The organism is Rhodanobacteraceae bacterium (genome assembly GCA_024234055.1).
In the GTDB taxonomy this organism is placed as follows: domain Bacteria; phylum Pseudomonadota; class Gammaproteobacteria; order Xanthomonadales; family SZUA-5; genus JADKFD01.
Window position 1 is genome coordinate 597,006 of sequence record JACKOW010000002.1, and the last position, 20,248, is coordinate 617,253.

At 64.3% G+C, this 20,248-nt stretch carries 14 protein-coding genes; 6 read left to right on the forward strand and 8 right to left on the reverse strand.

Going from position 1 to position 20,248, the window contains the following annotated elements; all coding sequences use genetic code 11:
- Positions 1-18 precede the first annotated feature (18 nt).
- Together H7A19_06705 and H7A19_06710 are read right to left on the reverse strand one after the other, a co-directional pair.
- Entirely contained in the window at positions 19-1,701 is a 1,683-nt protein-coding gene (locus H7A19_06705; protein MCP5474517.1) for a hypothetical protein, read from the reverse strand.
- A 5-nt stretch (positions 1,702-1,706) separates the two neighbouring features.
- A complete protein-coding gene (locus tag H7A19_06710) occupies positions 1,707-3,395 on the reverse strand; it encodes a molecular chaperone HscC (protein ID MCP5474518.1) in 1,689 nt (562 codons plus the stop codon).
- Positions 3,396-3,640: 245 nt separating this feature from the next.
- Between H7A19_06710 and H7A19_06715 the strand changes: the two genes are divergently transcribed.
- From H7A19_06715 to H7A19_06740, 6 genes are all read left to right on the forward strand, one after another.
- Positions 3,641-6,448, forward strand: a complete 2,808-nt coding sequence (locus H7A19_06715; GenBank protein ID MCP5474519.1) for a hypothetical protein — start codon at positions 3,641-3,643, stop codon at positions 6,446-6,448.
- Positions 6,445-8,055 (forward strand): hypothetical protein, encoded by a 1,611-nt coding sequence (locus H7A19_06720; protein MCP5474520.1) that lies wholly within the window; start codon positions 6,445-6,447, stop codon positions 8,053-8,055. The genes H7A19_06715 and H7A19_06720 overlap by 4 nt, the downstream gene beginning before the upstream one ends.
- Positions 8,056-8,309: 254 nt before the next feature.
- The gene (locus H7A19_06725) at positions 8,310-10,382 is read left to right on the forward strand and encodes a VCBS repeat-containing protein (GenBank protein ID MCP5474521.1); all 2,073 of its coding nucleotides are present in this window, start codon (positions 8,310-8,312) and stop codon (positions 10,380-10,382) included.
- Entirely contained in the window at positions 10,379-11,095 is a 717-nt protein-coding gene (locus H7A19_06730) for a response regulator transcription factor (protein MCP5474522.1), read from the forward strand. The genes H7A19_06725 and H7A19_06730 overlap by 4 nt, the downstream gene beginning before the upstream one ends.
- On the forward strand, positions 11,088-13,004 hold the full coding sequence (locus H7A19_06735) for a hypothetical protein (protein MCP5474523.1): 1,917 nt from the start codon (positions 11,088-11,090) through the stop codon (positions 13,002-13,004). Before H7A19_06730 ends, H7A19_06735 begins: the two co-directional genes overlap by 8 nt.
- A 184-nt stretch (positions 13,005-13,188) precedes the next feature.
- A complete protein-coding gene (locus tag H7A19_06740; protein MCP5474524.1) occupies positions 13,189-14,823 on the forward strand; it encodes a hypothetical protein in 1,635 nt (544 codons plus the stop codon).
- 18 nt (positions 14,824-14,841) lie between these two features.
- On the opposite strand, the gene H7A19_06745 is transcribed toward H7A19_06740, so the two are convergent.
- The 6 genes from H7A19_06745 to H7A19_06770 all read right to left on the reverse strand — a co-directional run bounded on the left by H7A19_06745 (position 14,842) and on the right by H7A19_06770 (position 20,136).
- Entirely contained in the window at positions 14,842-15,771 is a 930-nt protein-coding gene (locus H7A19_06745; protein MCP5474525.1) for a transporter, read from the reverse strand.
- An 11-nt stretch (positions 15,772-15,782) separates the two neighbouring features.
- Positions 15,783-16,241 (reverse strand): DUF4405 domain-containing protein, encoded by a 459-nt coding sequence (locus H7A19_06750; GenBank protein MCP5474526.1) that lies wholly within the window; start codon positions 16,239-16,241, stop codon positions 15,783-15,785.
- Positions 16,241-17,137 carry an FAD:protein FMN transferase gene (locus H7A19_06755; GenBank protein MCP5474527.1) on the reverse strand — a complete coding sequence of 299 codons (897 nt, stop codon included), beginning with the start codon at positions 17,135-17,137 and terminating at the stop codon, positions 16,241-16,243. The genes H7A19_06750 and H7A19_06755 overlap by 1 nt, the downstream gene beginning before the upstream one ends.
- Positions 17,137-17,667, reverse strand: coding sequence for an FMN-binding protein (locus tag H7A19_06760; GenBank protein ID MCP5474528.1), 531 nt, complete (start codon positions 17,665-17,667; stop codon positions 17,137-17,139). The genes H7A19_06755 and H7A19_06760 overlap by 1 nt, the downstream gene beginning before the upstream one ends.
- Before the next feature lie 535 nt (positions 17,668-18,202).
- Positions 18,203-19,711 (reverse strand): hypothetical protein, encoded by a 1,509-nt coding sequence (locus tag H7A19_06765; GenBank protein ID MCP5474529.1) that lies wholly within the window; start codon positions 19,709-19,711, stop codon positions 18,203-18,205.
- Positions 19,708-20,136 carry a hypothetical protein gene (locus H7A19_06770; GenBank protein MCP5474530.1) on the reverse strand — a complete coding sequence of 143 codons (429 nt, stop codon included), beginning with the start codon at positions 20,134-20,136 and terminating at the stop codon, positions 19,708-19,710. The genes H7A19_06765 and H7A19_06770 overlap by 4 nt, the downstream gene beginning before the upstream one ends.
- Positions 20,137-20,248 lie beyond the last annotated feature (112 nt).

The following is a 20,248-nucleotide window of genomic DNA, read 5'->3' on the forward strand; positions in this document are numbered from 1 at the left end:
CGTCGTCAGCCTATGTCCCTACACGAACTTCAGCCTAGCCAGGAGCAACCATAGATTGCCCGCCAGCATCGTGGTCCAGACTGCCGCAGCGGCCAGTAGCAGCTGCTGCGGCGTCGCACCTTGCGGTGCCATCCACCTCGCCACTCGATCCACGACCAGCACCAGGATCGCGCAAGCAGCGGTCAGAGCCAACAGCGGCGTATTGACCTTCCAGGGCAGCAGGACCTGCCACGCACCGGCGATGGGAGTCGCCCACAGGGCAGCCTGCAAACTCAGCACGCTAAGCGCCATCCAAGGCAGAGTGGACAGCAGCAGGAGCACGGCCAGCGGCCAGAGCAGCCACAGCACGGCTGGAGCATCCCAGAATTTCACACTGAGGAGAACGGCTGGTATCGCAAACAGCAACAGCTCGGGCCGATGCCGGATCAGCACCGCGTAGATCAGCAGCAGCGGCCAGATCGACGGTTGGACGGCAAACCAGCCCAGACATCCCAGCACCAGGCAGCGACTGGCCGGCCCGCCAAAACTGCGTCGAACCCAATCCACCCAGAACATCAGGAACAAGCAGATCGGCCGAGAAAAAGGTCGGGTCAGTCGCGGGCTCAGCGTCCTGAGCAGAAGCGCGAAAACCGCCAGTGTCGAGACGCCCATGGCGATCTGCAGCTGCTGGAAAGAACTCTTGGGCTGACCCACCAGCGCCAGGATCACGCCAATTGCAACCACCAGCAACACCACCAATCGGGCCAGATTATCCTCGACCACCTCTGGCAGCCGTGAGCGCAACGCTCGCAAGTGTTCGTAAAACTCGATCGCTTCTGCTGCCAGAACCTCGGTAGGCGCAGACCGAGTCTGCAGCTGCAAGCCGCGCAAGAGGGCCTGGGCTCGCTCGGCCAATCCCGGACTGCAAACCGACAGCCAGCGTCCAAGCCGCCCATAGTCGCCTCCTAGCAGACGCCAGGCCAGCACGTCCAGGCGCGGTATGTTGCTGCGCCACAGCCGCGCCGCCCTGGCCTTGCGCAAGCTGTGTTTGGCCCGTGCCAGGGCCAGACGCCTGTCCAGTTCTCGCAACAGTTCGAGCGGGAACCGTTGCTCGCGCCCGATCTGCTCCCATTCGAATCTCTCGGACAATAGTGCCAGAGTCTCGGCGCGCAGGTGTCGGCGCGCCAGCACCTGGTCGATGAGCGCGCGCTCGACAACGGTCCGCTGCGTCAATGACTCGAACAGCGGATTCGCCATCAACAAGCGTTCCAGAGTGCCCGCGTCCGGGGCGTCGTCCAGGGCTTCAACCAGTTCGGCAGCCGCCTCGCGCAAATCGGTGTCTGGGGGCCCATCCAGCACGACATCCAACGGCGAAGGGGATTCGTCGTCGGGTGTCTGCACTGCCGGACTTGCCTCCGGCGGCTGATCGCCAGACCGCCTGTCCAGCGACAAGGCCGCGTCGAGCCCGTCTGGATCCGTGCTGGGCGGCGACGTTGAAAGCTCAGCGGCGGCGTCGTCGGACCCGATCTCCGTCCACTCGTCGGGCTCGACAGCTGCGCGGGCCCAACGCAGGGCCCAGTCGCGGCACTCGCGCAATCGTTGGAACCCGGCCGGGTCATCCTCCGGCCTGGTTTGCTTCAGCAATGCGGCATAGGCGCGCTTGATCGCCCGCTCATCACGGGTCTGGGCGATGCCCAGCAGTTGCCAGGGGTCTGTGGACATCGATCTCAACCCAGACGCATTTCGAGTGCTTCCAACTCCTCGGCGAACTCCGTCCGGGCTTGCGCGATGAGCCGCGGGTCCTGACCATCAAGGACTGCCCGGAAGGCGACCATCGCGGCTTGCACCGCAGCACGAAGCTCACCCAGCGCTTCCGCATACAGGCGCTCGGCTCGTCCCAGCAAGGCCAGATTGGCCTGATCCTCGCGGGGATGTACCTTCAGATGCCGCAGTTCTTCGAGACGCGCCGCCACCATTTCCGGCGACAACAGGCTCGAGTTGCGTTCGATCAGCAGGCGCACGTGACGCTTGTCGGCCAACACCGTGGCATCGACCTCCAGCAACCCGTTGACGTCGTAGGTGAAGCGTACGTCCACCGGGTTTTCCGCTCTCGGCCTCGGACTGAGCGGCACCTCCAGCACCCCCAGATAGACGTTGTTGAGCACGCTCGGACTTTCACCCTGATAAACGCCCAATCGCATCAGACGCTGACCATTCTGTATCGGGAAGTAACGCTGCACACGACTGACCGGGACGACGCAATTGCGCTCGATGATGGGCGAATAGAGGCCATCGACCAGACGCCCCGCGCTGGTCTCCTCACACACCTCGACGCCCAGCGTGTACGGACACACATCGGTCACCACGATTTCGTCGAAGGCAACATCACGGGCCTTCATTCCAGCCATGACAGCGGCGCCCATGGCAATGGCCTGGTCAGGGTGCACGTGGCGCAGCGGCAGTCGACCGAACAATCGCGCCACCAGGCGAGCCACCATGGGCATGCGGGTGGCGCCTCCGACCAGCACGATCTCGTCCAGATCAGCCGCACTGAGGCGTGCGTCACGCAAGGCGCGCTCCACGGGAATGCGCAGTCGACCGAGCAGGCCCTGGGCCAGGCTGGCAAATCGCGCCTCACTGATTGACCACTGGCGCACTCCGCTGGAAAGCGGCAACTCCACCTGGACCTGTTCCTCGACAGTCAGCTTGTGTTTGGCGCGCTCAAGCCGAGCGCGCAGCTGGGCCCGATCGCCGGGTCCTGGCGCATCCAGCGAGAGATCCTGAATGCAGGCCACTTCCAGCAGGTCAAGGAAGTCTTCGCCCCCGAGATAATTGTCTCCGGCACTGGCGTGCACCTCCATGACACCGTCATAGAGTTCAAGAATCGATACGTCAAAGGTACCGCCGCCCAAGTCAAACACGAGAAAGCGCGAGCCGTCGGCACCCTGTTGCAATCCGTAGGCCAGCGCCGCCGCTGTGGGCTCATTGATCAAGCGCTCAACCTTGATGCCGGCCAGTTCGCCGGCAAGGCGCGTCGCATGGCGTTGGGCATCACCGAAGTACGCAGGCACGCTGATGACGGCCTCGACCACCGACTCGCCGGTGGTGGCTTCGACATCGGCAATCAAGCTGCGCAAGACCAGCGCCGAGAGCTGCTCGGGGCGGAAGCTGCGACTTCCCAGCCGGATATCGCCCTCGGACCCCATCAAGCGCTTGAAAGCGGCGCTGGCTGACGCGGGATCTGTCAGCAGGCGCTCACGTGCGGCGGCGCCGACCAGCACGCGACCTGCAGCGTCGACAGCAACCACCGAAGGCGTGAGCACCTCGTCCAGGGAGTTGGCAATCAGCTCACTGCCGCGTTCGGTCCAGCGTGCAACCAGGGAATGGGTGGTGCCTAGATCGATGCCGATGATCATGCCTGCTGCCGCGGTCCGCGAAGAAGCCGCCAAGTCTGCCCTCGACAAGGTGCTTGATAGAAGGCCTGCGGTGAACCATCGCCTTGCGCCCGATGCCTATCTCGCCCTTGGGTGCCGATGACCTGTCAAGGACGACGGGCTAATACCAGACCACGCCGCCGTCAAGCCCAATTCGGGTGTCAATCCGCGGATGTGGTCCGAGTCAAGCTGATCCTCAGCTTGTCAGGCCAGCTTCGGAGTTGCGCATGAAGACCCACTTGTTCGCCATTGCCATGGCAATCCAGCTGGTCACAGCCCCGCTGTGGGCCCAGGATGCCGTCTTCGCCGACGGCTTCGAGAGCGTATTGCCCGACTGCCTGTCGGGTACGCTGGGCGGCGACACTCTGCCCTTGCCGCCGCTGGCTCAAGCCGAATTGCTGGGCTGCTTCGAGATCGGCAACGATGCCGCCGCCCGCCTGGATGAACTGGCCTACGGCAGCGTGCCCATGGCGCGATCGGCGGCATTGAACGACGTCGACTTCGAGCGCCTGATCGTGATCGGACCGGAAGGGCTGCGGCGACCGGCGGAGTTCAGCTTGGTATCCCGCTGGGGCCAGCCGCTGGCAAACACTTCCGCCCCGGTGCGCTGGCTGCAAGTTGCGCTGGCAGTCGATCTCGCCGCAAGCTCGACGGCCAGGCTGGCGCTGATGCGTTTGCCGGTCGCCCCAGCTCCCGTCTCAGACCCTGGCGCCCTTCAGCTGCTGTCGCTGGGTGCTGATCGTTACCTGGTCGACACCGGCGCAGCGGAGTTCGACGTCGACGGTACGCGGTCACAACCGATCAGGCGCATCCGCGTGCGCCAGTCGCCCGGCGGCCCATTGACTGAGATCTACTCAGCGCAGGCGGGCAGTGCTGACGAAGGCTTGGCGGTGCGAGTGCGCGAACCGGGGGGCGCGCCGATACTGGAGGCGTCTGAAGCCTTGCCGGGCTCGCTGGTGGTTGATCGGGTGCGTTGGGAAGCGGTCACCGGGCCGGTGCAGGCGGCGCTGCATGTGGATGGCCATCTGGCGGTCGCCGGCAATGGCGATCTTTGCCAGGGCGATCCGAACTGGCTGCGCTTCCCCTTCAGCCTGAGTCTGCGTTTCAACCGCGGCAGCGCGGCGATCGACATGGATTTTCAGGTGGGCAACGCCTGCGGCAGCCCGCAGTCCAATCCCGACGATGGCCTGGTCGAGTTCGAATACGCACAATACCGGTTGCCGCTGGCGCGGGGTGTGGAAGCCCAGACCCAGGCGATAGCAGCCGCCATCGGCAACGTTCAAACCTTTGCCCCTGGAACGGCGAATGCCTATCGCGTCGCCCAGCGCCGTGGCGGTGGCACGCCCTGGCAGCGCAGCGCTCAGCTGACCGAGAACGGCAATGTGCTGAGCAGCAGTGACTTCTTCGCCCAGCCAACAGCGGGGCTGATCCGTCCCCTGGGGAGCAGTGCCCGGCTGCTGGCCATGGCGAGCATGCCGTGGATGCGTTATCGCGAGCCTCAGGCGCTGACCGTGCAGGATGGACAGCTCACCCTGGAGCTGATCGCCGAACCGATCTTGGTGGGGAAAGCCAAGAGCTTGTGGTTCTCCGGGCGCGTCGCCATGACGGTGGCGACCGATCAGGTTCAGGCGCTGAACCTGCTCGACGGGCTGCGGGTGCGCAATGGTCTTGCCGCCGAGCGCGCGCTGACCCTGCGAGCCCTGCCGGAGGATCTGGATGCGGCTGAGGTGCAGCCGCCGCTCGCGGGCACGCTGGCGCAGGCGCCCGGACAGGCCTATCTGCAATATCTGCAGCAAAAGCACCTGGCGACCGTGGGCGACGAGCCTTGCATCGATGCCGCAGCCGGGAACGGCAGCCAGTGGACTTGCGCCCAGACCTTCGGCTTGCAGCTGTGGCCGGACATCCAGTTCAACGAGCAATTCGGCTTCACCGAGAATCCGGACCCGGCCAGCAACGAGGGCAAGCTCAACTACTGGGATCCGGCACTCATCGAATTGACCGAGTTTCAGCGCAGCGGCCAGCCGCGCTGGTTGTGGGAGTTCGCCCTGCCGCAGGCGCGGTTGATGGCGCACACCGCCTACTACAACTTCGGCCCTTTCCCGAATGGAGCCGGCGCCAACAGCAACATTGCCGGCCACAGCTTCGGCTCAGGCGGCACGGGTGACGGCCTGTGGCACCGGTCCAATTCTGGTTCGGCGGACTACACCTACAATCGACATCAGGCCCTGAGCTACCTGTTGCGCCCCAACGTCGCCCAACGTGATCGCCTTGCCGCTGCCGGCAGCGCCGCGGCGCTGCGCTTCATCGACGATCCCAACGATGACACCACCTGGTCGGCCATCGGCCGCCTCAATCTGCAGTACATCGAGAGTCTGGCCAATTGTGCGCAATTTGCCGACGGCGCGGTCGGCACAACCTGCGATACACGACTACGCCAGGTGCTGACGCGTCTGATCCAGAACTCGCTCAGCGCCGGACTGATGTGTCAGCTCAAGTTCGAGCCGGGCCCGAATTGCTTCATGGGCCAGAACTTCATGCTCTACGCGTGGTTCTATCCGATCCTTGAGCGGCTGTATCTGAACTACGCACATACCTATCCGGCGGCATTGGCGCAGGACTGGCGCCGAGCGCTGTCGGTCACTCCAGACCGCCTTCTGGCCAGTTTGCCGACCACTGCCGGTGGCGACATCGATGTCAATGCCAACTGGCCCAACGGGGTCAACTGTCAGCTCGGCGGCCCCGGCTTCACCCAGGTCCAAAGCTGCAGCCCGGTGCCCGATCCGGACAATCTCACCCAGAACAAGCTGGCCATGTTGAGCTTGCTGGTGCGGGGAGATCATTACGATTCCACGCTGGGCCTGTGTGCCGCTGTGCGCCAGGCTGGAACCGATCTGTTCCAGGGAACTGGGCCACTAGGCGTGCTGCAGGCCGTCGCCGGTGGTGGCTGGTGGAAGGGTGCCGTCGAATCTGGCCAGGAGTTGTCGACCGCTGTACTGGGTTTCGAACGCTGTCCTCCGCTTGGAGCGACCCGATGAACCGCCTGTGGGCGGGGATGCTCGGCGCGGCGCTCATCACGGCCGCGGTTCCGACCATGGCCACAGTCACCCATGTCTGTGATTGCGCCAACGGTGCCGACGCTGATTGCGTGCCCGGCAACGACGCCGCCAGCGGCAGTATCGACCAACCCTGGCGCAGCGCGGCAGCGGCGCGCACGCGATTCCTGAGCATGAATGCAGGCGACGAAGTGCGCCTGTGTCGCGGCGGCGCCTTTGAGAGCAACGGACTCGGAAACTGGTTCAACACCAACTGCCGCGCCGATCAGCGCTGCGTACTGGGTGACTACAGCGCACCCTGGTCCAGCGGCGATGAGGGAGCGCCGATCCTGCGCATGCTGGTCGACGACTCGGCCATCAGCCTGGCCAACGGTGGCAACGCGCTGCAGGACGGTGGCTATCTGATCGAAGGGCTGCACTTGATTGGAGCGGGCCCCAACGGCAGCGGGATCTTCCTGTTCAACGATGTCGACGATGTCGAAATGCGCGATCTGGAGATACATGGCTTTGGTATCGGCGTGCATCAAGCCGGATCCAACCCCTGCCGCCCTGATCCCAACTGCGATGGTCGCAATCAGCGCATCGTCCTGCGCCGAGCGTTCATCCACCACAACTCCACGCACGGCTGGCTGGGCGGAGACAGCGGCACCGAGATTCTGGACAGTCAGTTTGAATCCAACGGCACTCGCGCCATCCTCGATCACAATATCTACCTCAGTGCAGGACTTGGACTCGGTGTGCGCGTGTTGCGCAATCGGCTCTACCGCTCGGCGCTGGATGCACAGGGCGTTTGCCAGGCCACCTCGCTGGTGGTGCACGGCAATTTCAGAGATCTGCGCATCGAGCAGAATGTGGTCCATGAGGATCCGGGGGCTGCGGCTCAGGGCTGTTGGGGCATTACCGTCAATGCCGGCTATAGCACCGCCGAACGCTTTGAAGACGTCGTCATTGCTGGAAACCGCGTGCACGATCTGGGCAATGTGCTGATCGGGCTGAGTTCGTGCATCAACTGCGTGGTCGAGAACAATGTGCTGAGCTCAACCCAGCCCTTTTCCGTGCGCGCCATCGCGGCGCCCGTCTGCTGCGGTGCCAGCGGCGATGCTGTGATGGAGGCGCTGAACGTGCGCAACAACAGCATCTATCTGGCATCGGGTGGCGGCAGCGGTGTGGCGATCGGCAACGAGGGTGCGCTGCATCGCATCAGCCACAACGCGATCCAACTCGGCAACAACCCCGGCCTGGCCTGCTTTTCGGTCACCACAACGCCAGCGGCGTTCGCGCTGTTCGACTACCAGCGCTGCGCCAGCGGCACAGCGGGGCTGTCCTGGGTCGCGGAGACAGGTACGTTGGAGAGTTGGCGCGCGCAAACGGGGTTCGATCAGAACTCGCAGGCGCAGATGCCGGGATTCGTCGACGTGGCAGCTCGCAACCTGAGCGCAGCGTCAGCGCAGGCAGCGATGGTTGACGCCGGGAACTCCGCATTCGCGGCCAGTGTTGATCTGGACGGGTTGCCGCGGGACGGGACGCCCGATATAGGCGCGCATGAATGGCGCGGCGTACTGCTGATGAGCGACGGCTTCGAGGACTGATCCGGTATCCGCCGCTGCGACATGATCGATACGCGCGCTACTCGGCAGCGGTTTGCCCCCTGAACCTACCCTCGGAACGAACAATGGATGCGCACGATCACGGGCGTGGGTTACTCGACCGGGTGAAGCGCCGGCCCACAGTTCATTGCGGTACTCAGCTTGAGCCTGGCCTGTCAAGCCTGCGGTCTGAGGTGTGTGTGCATAGGCCACAGCTCCTAGCCTGAAGCGGCCTCTAGAATGCAGGAAGAACGACCATGTTCCGCAAAGCGCAAATTCGCCAGGGCGTGCTGACCGCGCTGCTCTTGCTCGGCATCAGCGAGCACGCCTGCTCCCAGGGCAACATCCTGGTGCAGAGCGATTCGAGTCTGCTGCCGGCGGTTCCAACGCTCAAGCTGCTGGCGAGGGATCTCACGCTGGACGATCGCGCGGACGTTGTTGCCATCCGCTTTGACAGCAGCGGCAGCACTCAGGATCGAATCGTGATCCAGTGGCAACGGCCCCAGCCGGCAAGTACCTCGGTCGTACTGGAAAGCGCTCAGACTTTGCCCACCAGCCTGCCGGTCGATATCGAACTCGCCGACCTCGACGCCGATGGCGATCCTGATCTGCTGGTCGCCCAGGAATCGACCAACGACACGCTTGCCGTGTGGATGAATCAGGGTGGCGCACAGCAGGGATCTGCGGGAATCTTCCGCCGTCATTCATCGCAGTTTTCGGCTGATCTGGTCGCCGCCGTCGCATCCCTCAGCCTGACACAGAGTGCGCCCACGGCACGGGATTTCATCCTGGTTCGCGGCATCGGTCGCCCCAGCCAGATCTACGCCACGGTGCAACCGGAAAATCTCCCGCTCAGATTCGAGCTGGTGCAGACTTTGCCCCACGCCGGCGCGGTAGGCGCGACTGTGGGGGATCTGGATGGCGACGGCCTGGACGATCTGGTGCTGTTTGGTACCCAGACGCGGCTCTGGCTGCATCAAGGCACGGGTCCCGATCCGATGATCGAAAGCGACCCGCCGGCATTCGCTGGCATAGGCACGGTGTTTGCCGCCGCCCTGCGCGATCTGGATGGCGACAACGACCTCGACCTGATTCTGGGAGCGGCCACCGGCGATCTGGTCTTCCGTCACGATGGCCTGGACCAGAACGGTGTCCCTTCCTATGCCCTGAGTCAAAGCCTGGGCGCCGGCACGCCGGGCATATCCCGGGCCTACGCCTGGATCGACGCCGACGGCGATGGCAGCGATGATCTGGTCGCCGCACGAAGTGAGGGCAGTACGCCGACGTCGATCGGCGGCACGCAGGTGTACGCGCGCAGCGGAATCAACTTTGCCCCCGCGCCCATGCAGCATCTTCCGCCTGCCCACACCATTGCGGCGCTGCCACCGGGCATCGGCTCCAGCACCTATCTGTGGCTGGGGTCCCTGGATGCGTCCAACAACGAGCTCTGGCGCTCCGCCTCAAGCCCGCCACTGCTGCCGATCGCTTCCCTGGGCCAGCCGCTCCCCGGTCAAGGTGCCAGCGGGTATTTTGTCGGTAACCGGGTGGGCGCCTATCTGCACGTGTCGCCGGCGATCCAGCAAACGGCCACGCTCGGGATGCAAGTCTCCGGAAGTTCCGGGCTGGTTGGTCCCTTCGGAGCCAGCATTCAGCCGGGCACCAGTCACCTACTCGCAACCGTGAGCGTGCCGGCGAACCCCGAGCAGATCGAGTTCTGGACCATCGACCTGCTGGAGGCAGTCCCGGGCACTGCAGCCGCCATCGGCAGCGCCAATCAAGCTACCGTGCTGACCATGCCCAGCCCTATTGGGAACCTGCGGCCGAGCTGCTATGTCGCCTGCCTGCTGATCGGTGTATGCAGTTTTCCCACCGAAACCGGCACCCCGGACGCCGGCAGTCCGACATCTTCACTGCTGATGGGCACTCAGGCTGAAGTGACGCTGTTGCAACGACTGCGGGATGAACGCATGGCCATGAGCCCGGGTGGCGCGCACTACATCGCGCTGTATGAGTCCCTGCAATTGGATCTGTATCAGGCCACTTTCGTCGACCCGAGCTTCTACCTGGAGCTCTGGCAGCTCAAGGATGCGTGGATGCCCGCGATTGCCAGCCTGGTGGATGGCGATGGTTCCATGGTGGTGAGCACCGACATGCGCGACCGGCTGCGATCGGCACTGCTGCGCTTCGAGAGTCTGGGCAGTGTGGCCCTGGCCGAGGCCATCACCCGTGAGCGGGCTGCACTGGACCTGGACGGCCTGGCAGGCCTGCCCATCTCCAGCCTGCAACAGCGCTGGCAGGCCTCTCCTGTCTTCGCTTCTGGCTTCGAGTGAGCGAATATGGCCATGGCGTCCATGACGAAGCGCTGTCCGGCAAACGTCCTGATGTGAACAAGATTCGAGTTGCCATCGTCGAAGATGAACCGGCCACGCGCGCGGCGCTGGTCCAGCGCCTTTCCGCCACGCTGAAGTTCGAACTGCTGTTCGAAGCGGACAGCCTGCGCAGCGCGCGTGCCAGCCTGCGGGCATTGACGCCGGATGTGCTGATTGTCGATCTGGGACTTCCCGATGGATCCGGCCTGGACCTGATTGCCGAACTGTCCGAGCGCTGCCCTGCTCTTGCCATCCTGGTGCTGACCGTTTTCGGTGACGAGCAGAAACTGATCCGGGCCTTCGAACGCGGTGCTCGCGGCTATCTGCTGAAGGACGAGACCAGCATCGGGCTGGTTGACGCCATCGAGCAGATTCTGGCGGGCGGCGCGCCGATCAGTCCGGCCATTGCGCGCTTTCTGGTCAGCAGACTGGTGCGGGATCAGCCCGCCAGCCCACCGCCACCCGAGAGCGAGCTGACGGCGCGGGAGATCGAAGTCCTGCGCCTCGCCGCCAAGGGCTACAACCACGCCGAGGTCGCCAAGCTGCTGGGCCTCAGCGCCAATACGGTGGCTTCCTATACCCGCAGGATTTACGAAAAGCTGGAAGTTCATTCCCGCGCCGAAGCGCTGTTCGAGGCCGGACGCATGGGTCTGATTGACGGCAGTCATGACTGATCGGGTGCCCGCCCACGGTCTGCTCAACGCCTGGGCTTGCCTGGTTCTGGGTCTGGCCGCGGGCCTGCTGTTGATTCTGATACTCGACCGAAGCACGCATACGGACTTGCCACAGCCGCTGTTGCGTCTGCAACAGGCCGAACGCAGCCTGGCGCCCTTTTCGACTGAGCCTGTACAGACCGATGACTGGCTGCCGGTCGCCCTACCGGACGACGCGCCGGTCGATGAACACTCGAGCCTGCAGCATGCGTGGTATCGGTTTCGCTTCGAGCTGCCGAGTCCGGCACCGGCCTTGTGGGGGCTGATGTTGCAGCGTCCTTTTGCCGCTCCCAGAGTCTGGGTCAATGGCGCCTTGCTGGCCGATTCGGGTGTATTGCGCGATCCACCCCCGGAATACCGCCACGACCTCCGCTACAACCTCAGCCCGGACCTGCTCAAGCCTGGCGAGAACACCGTCCTGGTGCTGGTACGCTCGCGCATCAACAGCGCCGGCATGGCTGAACTCTGGCTGGGCGATGCCAGTGCCATGGCCCGCTACAAGGCTGCCCGCAACCGCATCGAGAAGGACTGGCCGCGCCTTGCCGTTCAGGTCATCGGATTTCTGGCGCTGGTGCTGGCCGGGTTCTTTCTGGTGCGCCCCAAGGACACCGCCTTCGGCTGGTTTGCCGCCGCGCTGGCCTGTTGGGCTGCCCACACCATGCTCGATCTGCGCAGCTCTGGTGGCAGCGTCCCGGCCTGGCTGGTGCGCCCGGCGGTGCTGATCGCACTGATCTGGTTCGTCATCTTCGGCCTGTTCTTCGTGCTGCGCCTGCAGCGTGTGCGAGCACACAAACTTGAGCGCATCGTGCTCGGCTTTGGTCTTGCCGCGAGCGTCCTTGCCCTGGGCGCCAGTGCCATTGACCTGCGCACGGGTTATCGGGTGGCGGCGCTCTACGTCATCGTGCCGGGCGTACTGGTCGTTGGCGCGGTGATTTCGACAAGATTGTGGTCTGCAGTAAGACGCCAGCACCTCAGCGGCGAGGCGGGCGCGCTGCTGACCCTGGCCAGTGTCCTTCTGGTCATCGGTGTGCGCGATTGGCTGGTCGACACTCGCCTGCTTGGAAACTGGCAATCGATCCGCTACCTGCCTTTCGCTGCGCCCATGGTGCTTCTGGTCTTCGGCGCGATGTTGCTGCGCCGCTACGCGCAAGCCTTGGCAGGCGCCGAGTTGGTCAATCGGCAGCTTGAGATCAAGGTGGCGGAAAAGACCGCCCACATCGAGAACAACTGGCGGCGTATCGCCGAGATCGACAGGGAGCGCGCGCGCTTCGAGGAACGCGATCGGCTGATGCGGGAGATGCACGATGGGGTTGGTGGCCAACTGGTGCAGGCGCTGGCCCTGGCCGACCGCGGCGAATCTGCGGCTCTCTTGCGCGAGTCGGTTCAGATCGCGCTGGACGATCTGCGCCTGCTGATCGACGCCAGCGATGTGCATAGCGAACGCTTGAACGATCTGCTCGCGCGCCTGCGCGAGAGGCTGACTCGCCGACTGAGCGCGCTCGGCATTGAGTTGGCCTGGGATTTCACCGAAATGCCCGAACTGCCGCGACTGTCACCCCAGCGCAGCCTGCAGGTGCTGCGCGTCCTGCAGGAGCTGTTTACCAACGTCATCAAGCATGCACGGGGCACCCGAGTCGCCGTCACCTGCGAGCGTATCGATGATCCGCGAAACGCCAGGCCAGCCCACGTGCTGATCGAGGTGGCCGACGATGGTCGGGGATTCGATGTCGAAAAAGTGAGCGCTGGTCGTGGACTCGGCAGCCTCAGGCAGCGCGCTGTTGACCTGGGCGGCAGTCTGGACATCACCAGCAAGCCGGGAGCCGGCACGCGCGTGCGCCTGCAGCTGCCGGTGCTGGAGGACGAAGGCTGATGCCTCCCCGAGTGTCGCAGAGTGATCGGGGCATTTTCGGAAGACTTCGCAGAAGCAGGCTCCCAGTCCGCCACTGGAAGAAGCAGCGCTGATTGATCAGGGTCAAGGTGGGCCGTGCTCGCGGAGCTACCGTGAAGTCATGGACAGATATCGTCTTCATGCTCGATGGGCACTGCGGACAAGCTTGGCTGTCACCGCTTTCAGTCTGGCGGGTCCGGCAATGGCCGCCACCTATGCCGTGGGCGCCGACGCCGCCTGCACGCATACGGATCTGGCGTTGGCCATCAGCCAGGCCCAATCCAACCCTGGCACCGACTTCATCCACATCGCCAGAAACCAGAGCTACAGCGCCGTAGCGCTGAACATTTCCAACCAGTCCGTGTGGCTGATTGGCGGCTACAGCGATTGCGCCGACACCGTTCCCAGTGGCCGCACAACCCTGAATGGCGCCGGCGGCGCTGCCGACAGCGTGATCGAGATCCTTGCCGGCGACGGCAGCGTACGCGATGTCTATCTGCAGAATCTCGCCATCACCGGCGGCGAGCCTGACGCCGATTTCGGCGGCGGCATCGAAATCGATGGGTCCAACCGGGTCACGCTGAACAACGTCTCCCTCAGCGGCAACAGCTCCGGGCGCGGCGGTGCCATCCACTTCAACGGCACTCTCAGCGGTCGGTTGATCATTGATGCCGCCAGCCAGATCTTCGGAAACAGCGCCACGGATGCCGGCGGCGGCATCTATTGCAGCAGCAGCGCGGGCACCCTCTTGCGCTTTGAGGGCAATCTGTTCGACAACGAAGCGCTCAACGGCGGCGGCATCTACGCCGATCATTGCTCTGTCACCATCATCGCGCCAACCGTCGGCGATGGCGTCTATTTCAATCGCGCCAGCGGCTCGGGCGGCGGTGTCTATGCGCGCAACAGCAGCCAGATCGTCGGCCTGGGCGACGCCCATTTCCTGGTCAATTTCAATCTGAACGACGCCAGCTTTGATGGCGGCGCCTTCTGGCTGGACAACTCCGGACTCACCCTGGTCGGCGCCCAGCTCAACAGCAACAGCGCCGGCCGCGATGGCGGCGCCATCCATGCCCAGAGTTCAGCTGCAGTGACCATGGTGCCCTTCGACGGCTGTCAGGGCGGCATGCGCTGCTCGCGGCTGGAAGACAATCTGGCCGGCAGCAACGGTGGCGCCATCAACATGATCGGCCACAGGCTGGATCTGCGTGGCACCTGGGTCATGGCAAACCAGGCCGTGACCGCCAGCGCGATTCGCCTGGCCAACAGCGACGCATGGCTGCAGGGGAACATCATTGCCCGCAACAGCCTGGCGCAAACGGTCATCCAATCGGCCAACTCGGATCTGCGCCTGTACTACAACACGGTCACCCACAACACGGATTTCAACACCGCCATCAGCGGCAGCTTCGGCGCGCTGGAGATACACAACTCGATCATCTACGAGGCACCTGGCTTGAGCACCATCAATGCCTCCAGCATCCAGTCGTCCAGCTTCGACTGCATCGATTTCAGCCTGCTGCCCTTCATTGTCATCGGCGCCGACTTCATTGTGACCGATCCACTGTTCGTGAATCCGGCCGCGGATGATTTTCGCCTGTCCGCCAATTCACCCCTGATCGACTACTGCTACAACCCGACAGCCACCTCGGTGCCGCGCCTGCTGGACATCGATGGCCAGCAGCGCGGATTCGACGCTCCCGGCGTACCCAATCACAGCGGCCCGTTTGATCTCGGCGCCGATGAGTGGAGCGACCAGCTGTACTTCGACGGGTTCGAGACACCTCAGATACCGACCGGTTGAGATCGTCCGGCTGCGCGATCAGAAGTCGATACCGAACTTGATGCGGAACTCGTTCTTCTCGTTCTCGTCCAGATGCAGATCGGTGTTGACGCCGCCGATGACCTCGCCGACCGAGCGCGCGTAGGTGGGATTGCCGCGCCATTGGCGCAGATAACTGGCGGTCAGCCACCAGCCGCGGGTGCCGTAGTGCACCGTTGGACCGGCAAAGAAGCTGTACTGGTTCTTGCCGTAATCACCTGAATCCGGATCCTGCAGCACATCCATATGATGACGCGCCTCCAGGCCGAGGAACCATTTCGGGGCCACCCGATAGGAAGCGCCGAAGCTGTTGCTGTATTCCCACTCGTGCTCGACCGCATTGCCGTCTTCCAGCAGCACCCGGCGCTCGCGCGCGACCAGCGCGTTGTAGGCCAGCACCAGTTGGTCGTCGAGAAAGTTCTTCTGCAGCAACAGCCCGGTTTCAAGCTCCCACTGGCGGGTGCTTGCGCCATCCACGCGAAAACGGCGGTGGTACTGCGGCTCCAGCAGCAGCGCCAGACCCCAGCCGTTGTTGAGGTAGGGCGAGGCCAGGTTGTACTTGAACTGCAACTTGGCGCCGCGGAAGTAAGTCCCCTGACGATCCGGGTACAGTGCTTCGCCCTCCTCGGCGGTGGCCGGGAACGCGCCTCGGTGATCAACCCCCAGGAACATCAGATAGGCAGACGTGGAAAATCGATCGGTCACGCCGTACTCGAATTCGGTCTGGACTTCATCGGCCGAGAACCGTCCCCGGCCCTTGTCCCAGCGATGGGTCCAGGCACTCTGGAATTCCATGCGCCCCTGGGGCAGCGTTTCGACGCCGTAGACGTATCCGAACAGGGCTTCGTCAGCGTGCGCCGCGGGCACAGTCAGCAGCGCCGCCAACAGCAATGCCAGGCGCGTGGCGCCAGCAGGTTTGAGCAAGGACATGGAGATCTCCGTCAGGGGGGAAGCTGGACGGCGCGGCGTCCGCGCCAGATATGGAAGGGCAGCCAAAGCGTGGCGATGATTCCGGCCAGCCAGTGAGCGATGCCTGTGTACTGGCGCCATTGCTCGCTGCCGAGGTAATAGAGGCCAAGGCCACTGATCGCCAGCCAGGCCAGCAACAGCACCATGAAGCCACCGCTGCGCCAATTGCGGCGGCGTTTCCAGGCGCGGCGTACGTGGGTCAACCAGAGCAGGCCGAACAGCCAGATCAACATCGCCGCCACCACGCCGTGGAGCACCAGCAGCGGATGCTGGAAAGGCGAAGGTTCGGGGCCGAACTCGCCCTCCACTTGCACAAAATGGTGCAGCAGCAACCAGAGCACACCACTGAAGGCACACAACAGGCCAACGCCGTAGACCGCCAGGCGCACCCAGCGCGGCATCTGAAAACGTTCGCGTTGATGGGCACGCATCAGCCCAGCCTCCTGGTCTGGCCGCGGCTGTCGATGCACGCCGCTTGGGCACCCAAACGACGCAACAGGCCCGGGGCACTGGCGTGACCGGAGAGCACGATCTTGGTCAGGGCATCGGCCCAGATGGCCCGTCGCGCAACCACCGTGACTGACTCGCCAGCGCCCATCGGCGCCGCGGTGGCGGTGTCGACCAGAGCGGTGTAGCCATCGCGGGCGCTGAAATAGCCGGCGCTGGTCGCTACCGCACTGTCCCTCAACTGAAGCAGGGGAATGGACTGCGCCGGGGATGCCGGATGGCGCACGTGGATGGTCTGCGGATCAGCGCCGAAGACACGCAAGTCGCCGCCGGCGTTGACCAGACCCTTGCGCACGCCCTGCGCTTTCAATGCGGCCACGGCGAGATCGACCGCGTAGCCCTTGGCGATTCCACCAAAATCGAGCCAGAGCGGCTTGTGGAAGCGTACGGTCTGGCCGTCGACCAGACTGAGGTCGCGCCAGTCGGCCTGCTCGTCGGCAGCTGCCGCTTCTGGCGCCGGCAGCTGTCCCCAGCGCACCAGACGTGCGCCGATGCTGGGGTCAAAACGGCCTTCGCTGGCTCGGGCCAGCGCCAGAGAGGCACGCAGCACCCGTGCAAACAGCGGCGACACCCTCTGTGCTGCTACCGCGGCACTGCGATTGATTCGGGAGAGTTCCGACTGGGGGTCGTGAAAACTGAGGCAGGCCTGGACCTGCTCGATGGCCCCGAAAGCGGCTGCGAAGACCCGGTTGGCCTGGGCAGCGTCGACCTCGACGCGGATGCACACGAAGGTGCCCAGCAAAGGCCGCATGCGTTCCCGCATCGGCAACACCGTGGCATTCCCGGGATCAGCAGTCGGCGCGGGCGCAGCAATGTGCATCAGCGCGCGGTCACCACCAGTTGATGGGTGGCCAGCAGGCGGCGCACGCCCTCGGTCAGGTGCAGACTGGACAGCGTTGCTCCCGACAGGTTGGCGATGTCAGCCTGCAGCTTCAGGGTCGCTCCATGCTGCTTGCCGGTGAACTGTGCCCGCCATTTCGGGTGACGCACCTGGTCACCGTAGGTCTCCAGGTACTCCAGGATTTCCAGGCCGGTGACCGCGCCCGCGGCATCCAGTGCCAATGCGTAGGTGATGTACTCATGCTTGCCCAGCACCCGGTCGATGTACATCCAGCCACCGTCAGCGGCACGCCACAGCTTCAGCCTCGGGTCTCGCACGCGCACGCCGCTGGCCTTCTGCACCGCCTTGGCCTCGGTGGGCGTCAGCGCGATGGGCACCGGCGTCAGCTCCTGCGCCGGAAACAGCTGCTCACTGACTTCCGCCACGGTGAAATAGGTGGTGGCGCCTGCTGGAAGGCTGATGGCGGCGCCAACGGCAGCCAGCCAGATGACCGAAGCTTGCTGATGCATGGGAATCCTGTGTCGTCGAAGCCTGAGTGCCAGTGAGTTCGAAGCTCACATTCGACCCGCCTGTTTTTGCGAATCATTCGCATTTGTAGGGCGCCTGTCAAGGACAGATGAAACGGATCCGGGCGTCTGCCCCGGGGAATCGCCGGTGTGACCCCCTTCTGGTCGAGCACTTGCCCGCGGAGCAGGCATGCCCGACGGTGGGAGCGGCTTCAGCCGCGATTCGTTACCGTCGGAGCGCTGAGTGGCTTGGCCGAGCGTTGGCACGCGGATCAAGAGGCCGCCCCTGGCGGTGCGCTTGTTCGCGCATCAAACATAGGAGGGCGCGAGGGCACGAGGGCACGCAAAGGCAGCCTCACGGCAAGCTCATGATCTTGCGTGCCCTCGTGCCCTCAAATGAAAGACTTGCAGCGTGCTTGGCGGGCGCGTCCGGGATTCGCGCAAGAGCCGTCGCGGCTGAAGCCGCTCCCACAGGGTGCCTTGGGGTTCTACCGGAGCCGTCGCGGCTGAAGGCGCTCCCGCATACTCGCCCACAGGCTCAATCGCAGCTCAGTGTCCGCATCGCCGGGTTGAAATCTCCCAGATAGGACGGCGCCGGAGCACTTCTGAACTCGTCCGGAATCTTGATGTTTCTGGGCCTGAACAGCTGCGCGAGCTTGCGTTCGCCCTGGAAATTCAAGGCATCGTGCTCGGACTGCGGTGGACACTGGCTACGCCAATCGGGCGTTGCTGCGGTCTGGGCACAGGCCAGGCTGGCATCCAGTTTCGCCAATGCGGCGATCTCGGTGTCCTCCCACAAACGGGTCTGATGCAGGTCCCCGATCCACCGCCGCGCCAGTTCGAGATCGCGACCGGCCGGATCAGCGCAATCCAGGGCGATCCAGGCGCTGGTGATCACCGCCGAGTTCTGATGGTCGGCGCGGAAGGGTGCCAGCAGTTCCAGTGCTGGCCCACATTGGGCTGGCGCACCATCCAGGCCGAAGCCGAGAAACTGGGCGCTGCGGACGGCGCCATCCAGATTCTGATGTCGAGCCGCGAGTTCAAAGGCGATGCGCGCCCGAGCGAGGTCTGACGCACGTTCGAATTCCGGCGCCAGATATTGCTCTCCGAGCCAGCTCAGCATCGGCGCCACCCGAGCCAGATCCAGGCCTTGGGCGTCGGCCGCGCGAAACAATTCGAATGCCTGATCCATCTGCGACAGCCAGGCCTTGCTGCCCACCGGCGCTGCCCCCTTGAAGAAGGCCGATCGCACCAGCACTTCGGCCTGCAGAGCCTGCGCTGCCGGTGAGGCCGAGGCTTCGCGACCCGCTGCATAGAAGGCCACGGCCTGGCGTTCGAGCACGCTGACCAGATGCCGCGGACCGGGCAGACGCGGCTCGTCGTCATGACTGGACAGCTGCGCGCGGATAGCCGCAGACAGATCGGGGCGTGGCTCCGGCGGCGCCGGCACCGCACACACCGGATCCTCCTCCTGATCGATGCCGACACCACCGTAGTAGCCGATCGCCTGTTCCCAGGCCTGCTTGAAGCCCTGCCCTGCACCCAGCGGATAGATCAAGTCCATCTGCGCAAAGCGCTGCAGATTCAGGCGCCAGGCAGCGTTCTCAAAGACCAGCGTCAGGCCGGTGCCAAAGTAGTGTCGGCGCTGATCGAGCAAGGCCACCCAACTCAGATCCTGCGCCTCAAAACTGCGACCGGCGGCAAAGCCGGACAACAGTAGGCGCGAACGCCGTGACAGGAAGACCTCGCAGTAATCGGCGTATAGGGCCTCCATCGGGGCGGGCTCAGCTCGCGCCCGCAGACGCCGCAGCAGTCGTTGCATGTCGACGGAATCTTCCTCGATATCGACATCCACATGCAGCGCCAGGCTGGCGATGGTCTGCAGCAGATCGCGCGAGTCGGCGCTGAGCAGATCCTGGGCATCGTCGATGCTGCAACTGCGCAGCGCATCGATCATGCGAGTGACGCGCAGCGCATCAGGCCCGTTGGCTGCCGCCACCAGGGGCAAGGCCAGCCACAGGCAGATACCAGTCACAAATCTGCTCATGGATGCGGCTCCGGATCTTCGCTGGCGGGCTGCATCTGGGTGAGCTGCAGGCTGTCCGGCATTTCCAATTCCTGGAACAGCGACTCCCAGGCCTCGCGCTGGGCGCTGATACCGCCTACTACCACCATCTCCATCTCACTGGGTTCTTCGTCCGCGTCATATGGCAACAAGCCCTCGCCCGCCGCTGCCAACGCAGTGGCCGAACCGGTGGCCAGCAGCACGGCCACCGGCACGCGCACCGTGTAGCTCACGCACAGGGCCGACGAAGAAGCGGTCAGCTGCGACAGTTCGCGACGATCGAGCGCGTCAAGATTGTGCACATCGCGACGGCAGTGTTCGCACCACTGGCGCTTCTGGTCGGGCGCCATGGAGAAATTGGCGGGGCAAGGCGATTCAATGCTGGGATAGCGCCTGCGGGTCTGCATCGTAGTTCCCCCGTGTACGCCGACAACCGGCGCTGTGTAGGGAATGTAGGGCAGCGGCGGACCGAAATCGGCTTGTTCAAGTCGCTTTAATGCGAGATTTAAAGATACCCCC

What these genes read in the sequence shown, in the direction of transcription:
- H7A19_06705 (MCP5474517.1), bottom strand. Translation starts at nt 1,701, where the DNA reads ATGTCCACAGACCCCTGGCAACTGCTGGGCATCGCCCAGACCCGTGAT.
- H7A19_06710 (MCP5474518.1), bottom strand. Translation starts at nt 3,395, where the DNA reads ATGATCATCGGCATCGATCTAGGCACCACCCATTCCCTGGTTGCACGC.
- H7A19_06715 (MCP5474519.1), top strand. Translation starts at nt 3,641, where the DNA reads ATGAAGACCCACTTGTTCGCCATTGCCATGGCAATCCAGCTGGTCACA.
- H7A19_06720 (MCP5474520.1), top strand. Translation starts at nt 6,445, where the DNA reads ATGAACCGCCTGTGGGCGGGGATGCTCGGCGCGGCGCTCATCACGGCC.
- H7A19_06725 (MCP5474521.1), top strand. Translation starts at nt 8,310, where the DNA reads ATGTTCCGCAAAGCGCAAATTCGCCAGGGCGTGCTGACCGCGCTGCTC.
- H7A19_06735 (MCP5474523.1), top strand. Translation starts at nt 11,088, where the DNA reads ATGACTGATCGGGTGCCCGCCCACGGTCTGCTCAACGCCTGGGCTTGC.
- H7A19_06745 (MCP5474525.1), bottom strand. Translation starts at nt 15,771, where the DNA reads ATGTCCTTGCTCAAACCTGCTGGCGCCACGCGCCTGGCATTGCTGTTG.
- H7A19_06750 (MCP5474526.1), bottom strand. Translation starts at nt 16,241, where the DNA reads ATGCGTGCCCATCAACGCGAACGTTTTCAGATGCCGCGCTGGGTGCGC.
- H7A19_06755 (MCP5474527.1), bottom strand. Translation starts at nt 17,137, where the DNA reads ATGCACATTGCTGCGCCCGCGCCGACTGCTGATCCCGGGAATGCCACG.
- H7A19_06760 (MCP5474528.1), bottom strand. Translation starts at nt 17,667, where the DNA reads ATGCATCAGCAAGCTTCGGTCATCTGGCTGGCTGCCGTTGGCGCCGCC.
- H7A19_06765 (MCP5474529.1), bottom strand. Translation starts at nt 19,711, where the DNA reads ATGAGCAGATTTGTGACTGGTATCTGCCTGTGGCTGGCCTTGCCCCTG.
- H7A19_06770 (MCP5474530.1), bottom strand. Translation starts at nt 20,136, where the DNA reads ATGCAGACCCGCAGGCGCTATCCCAGCATTGAATCGCCTTGCCCCGCC.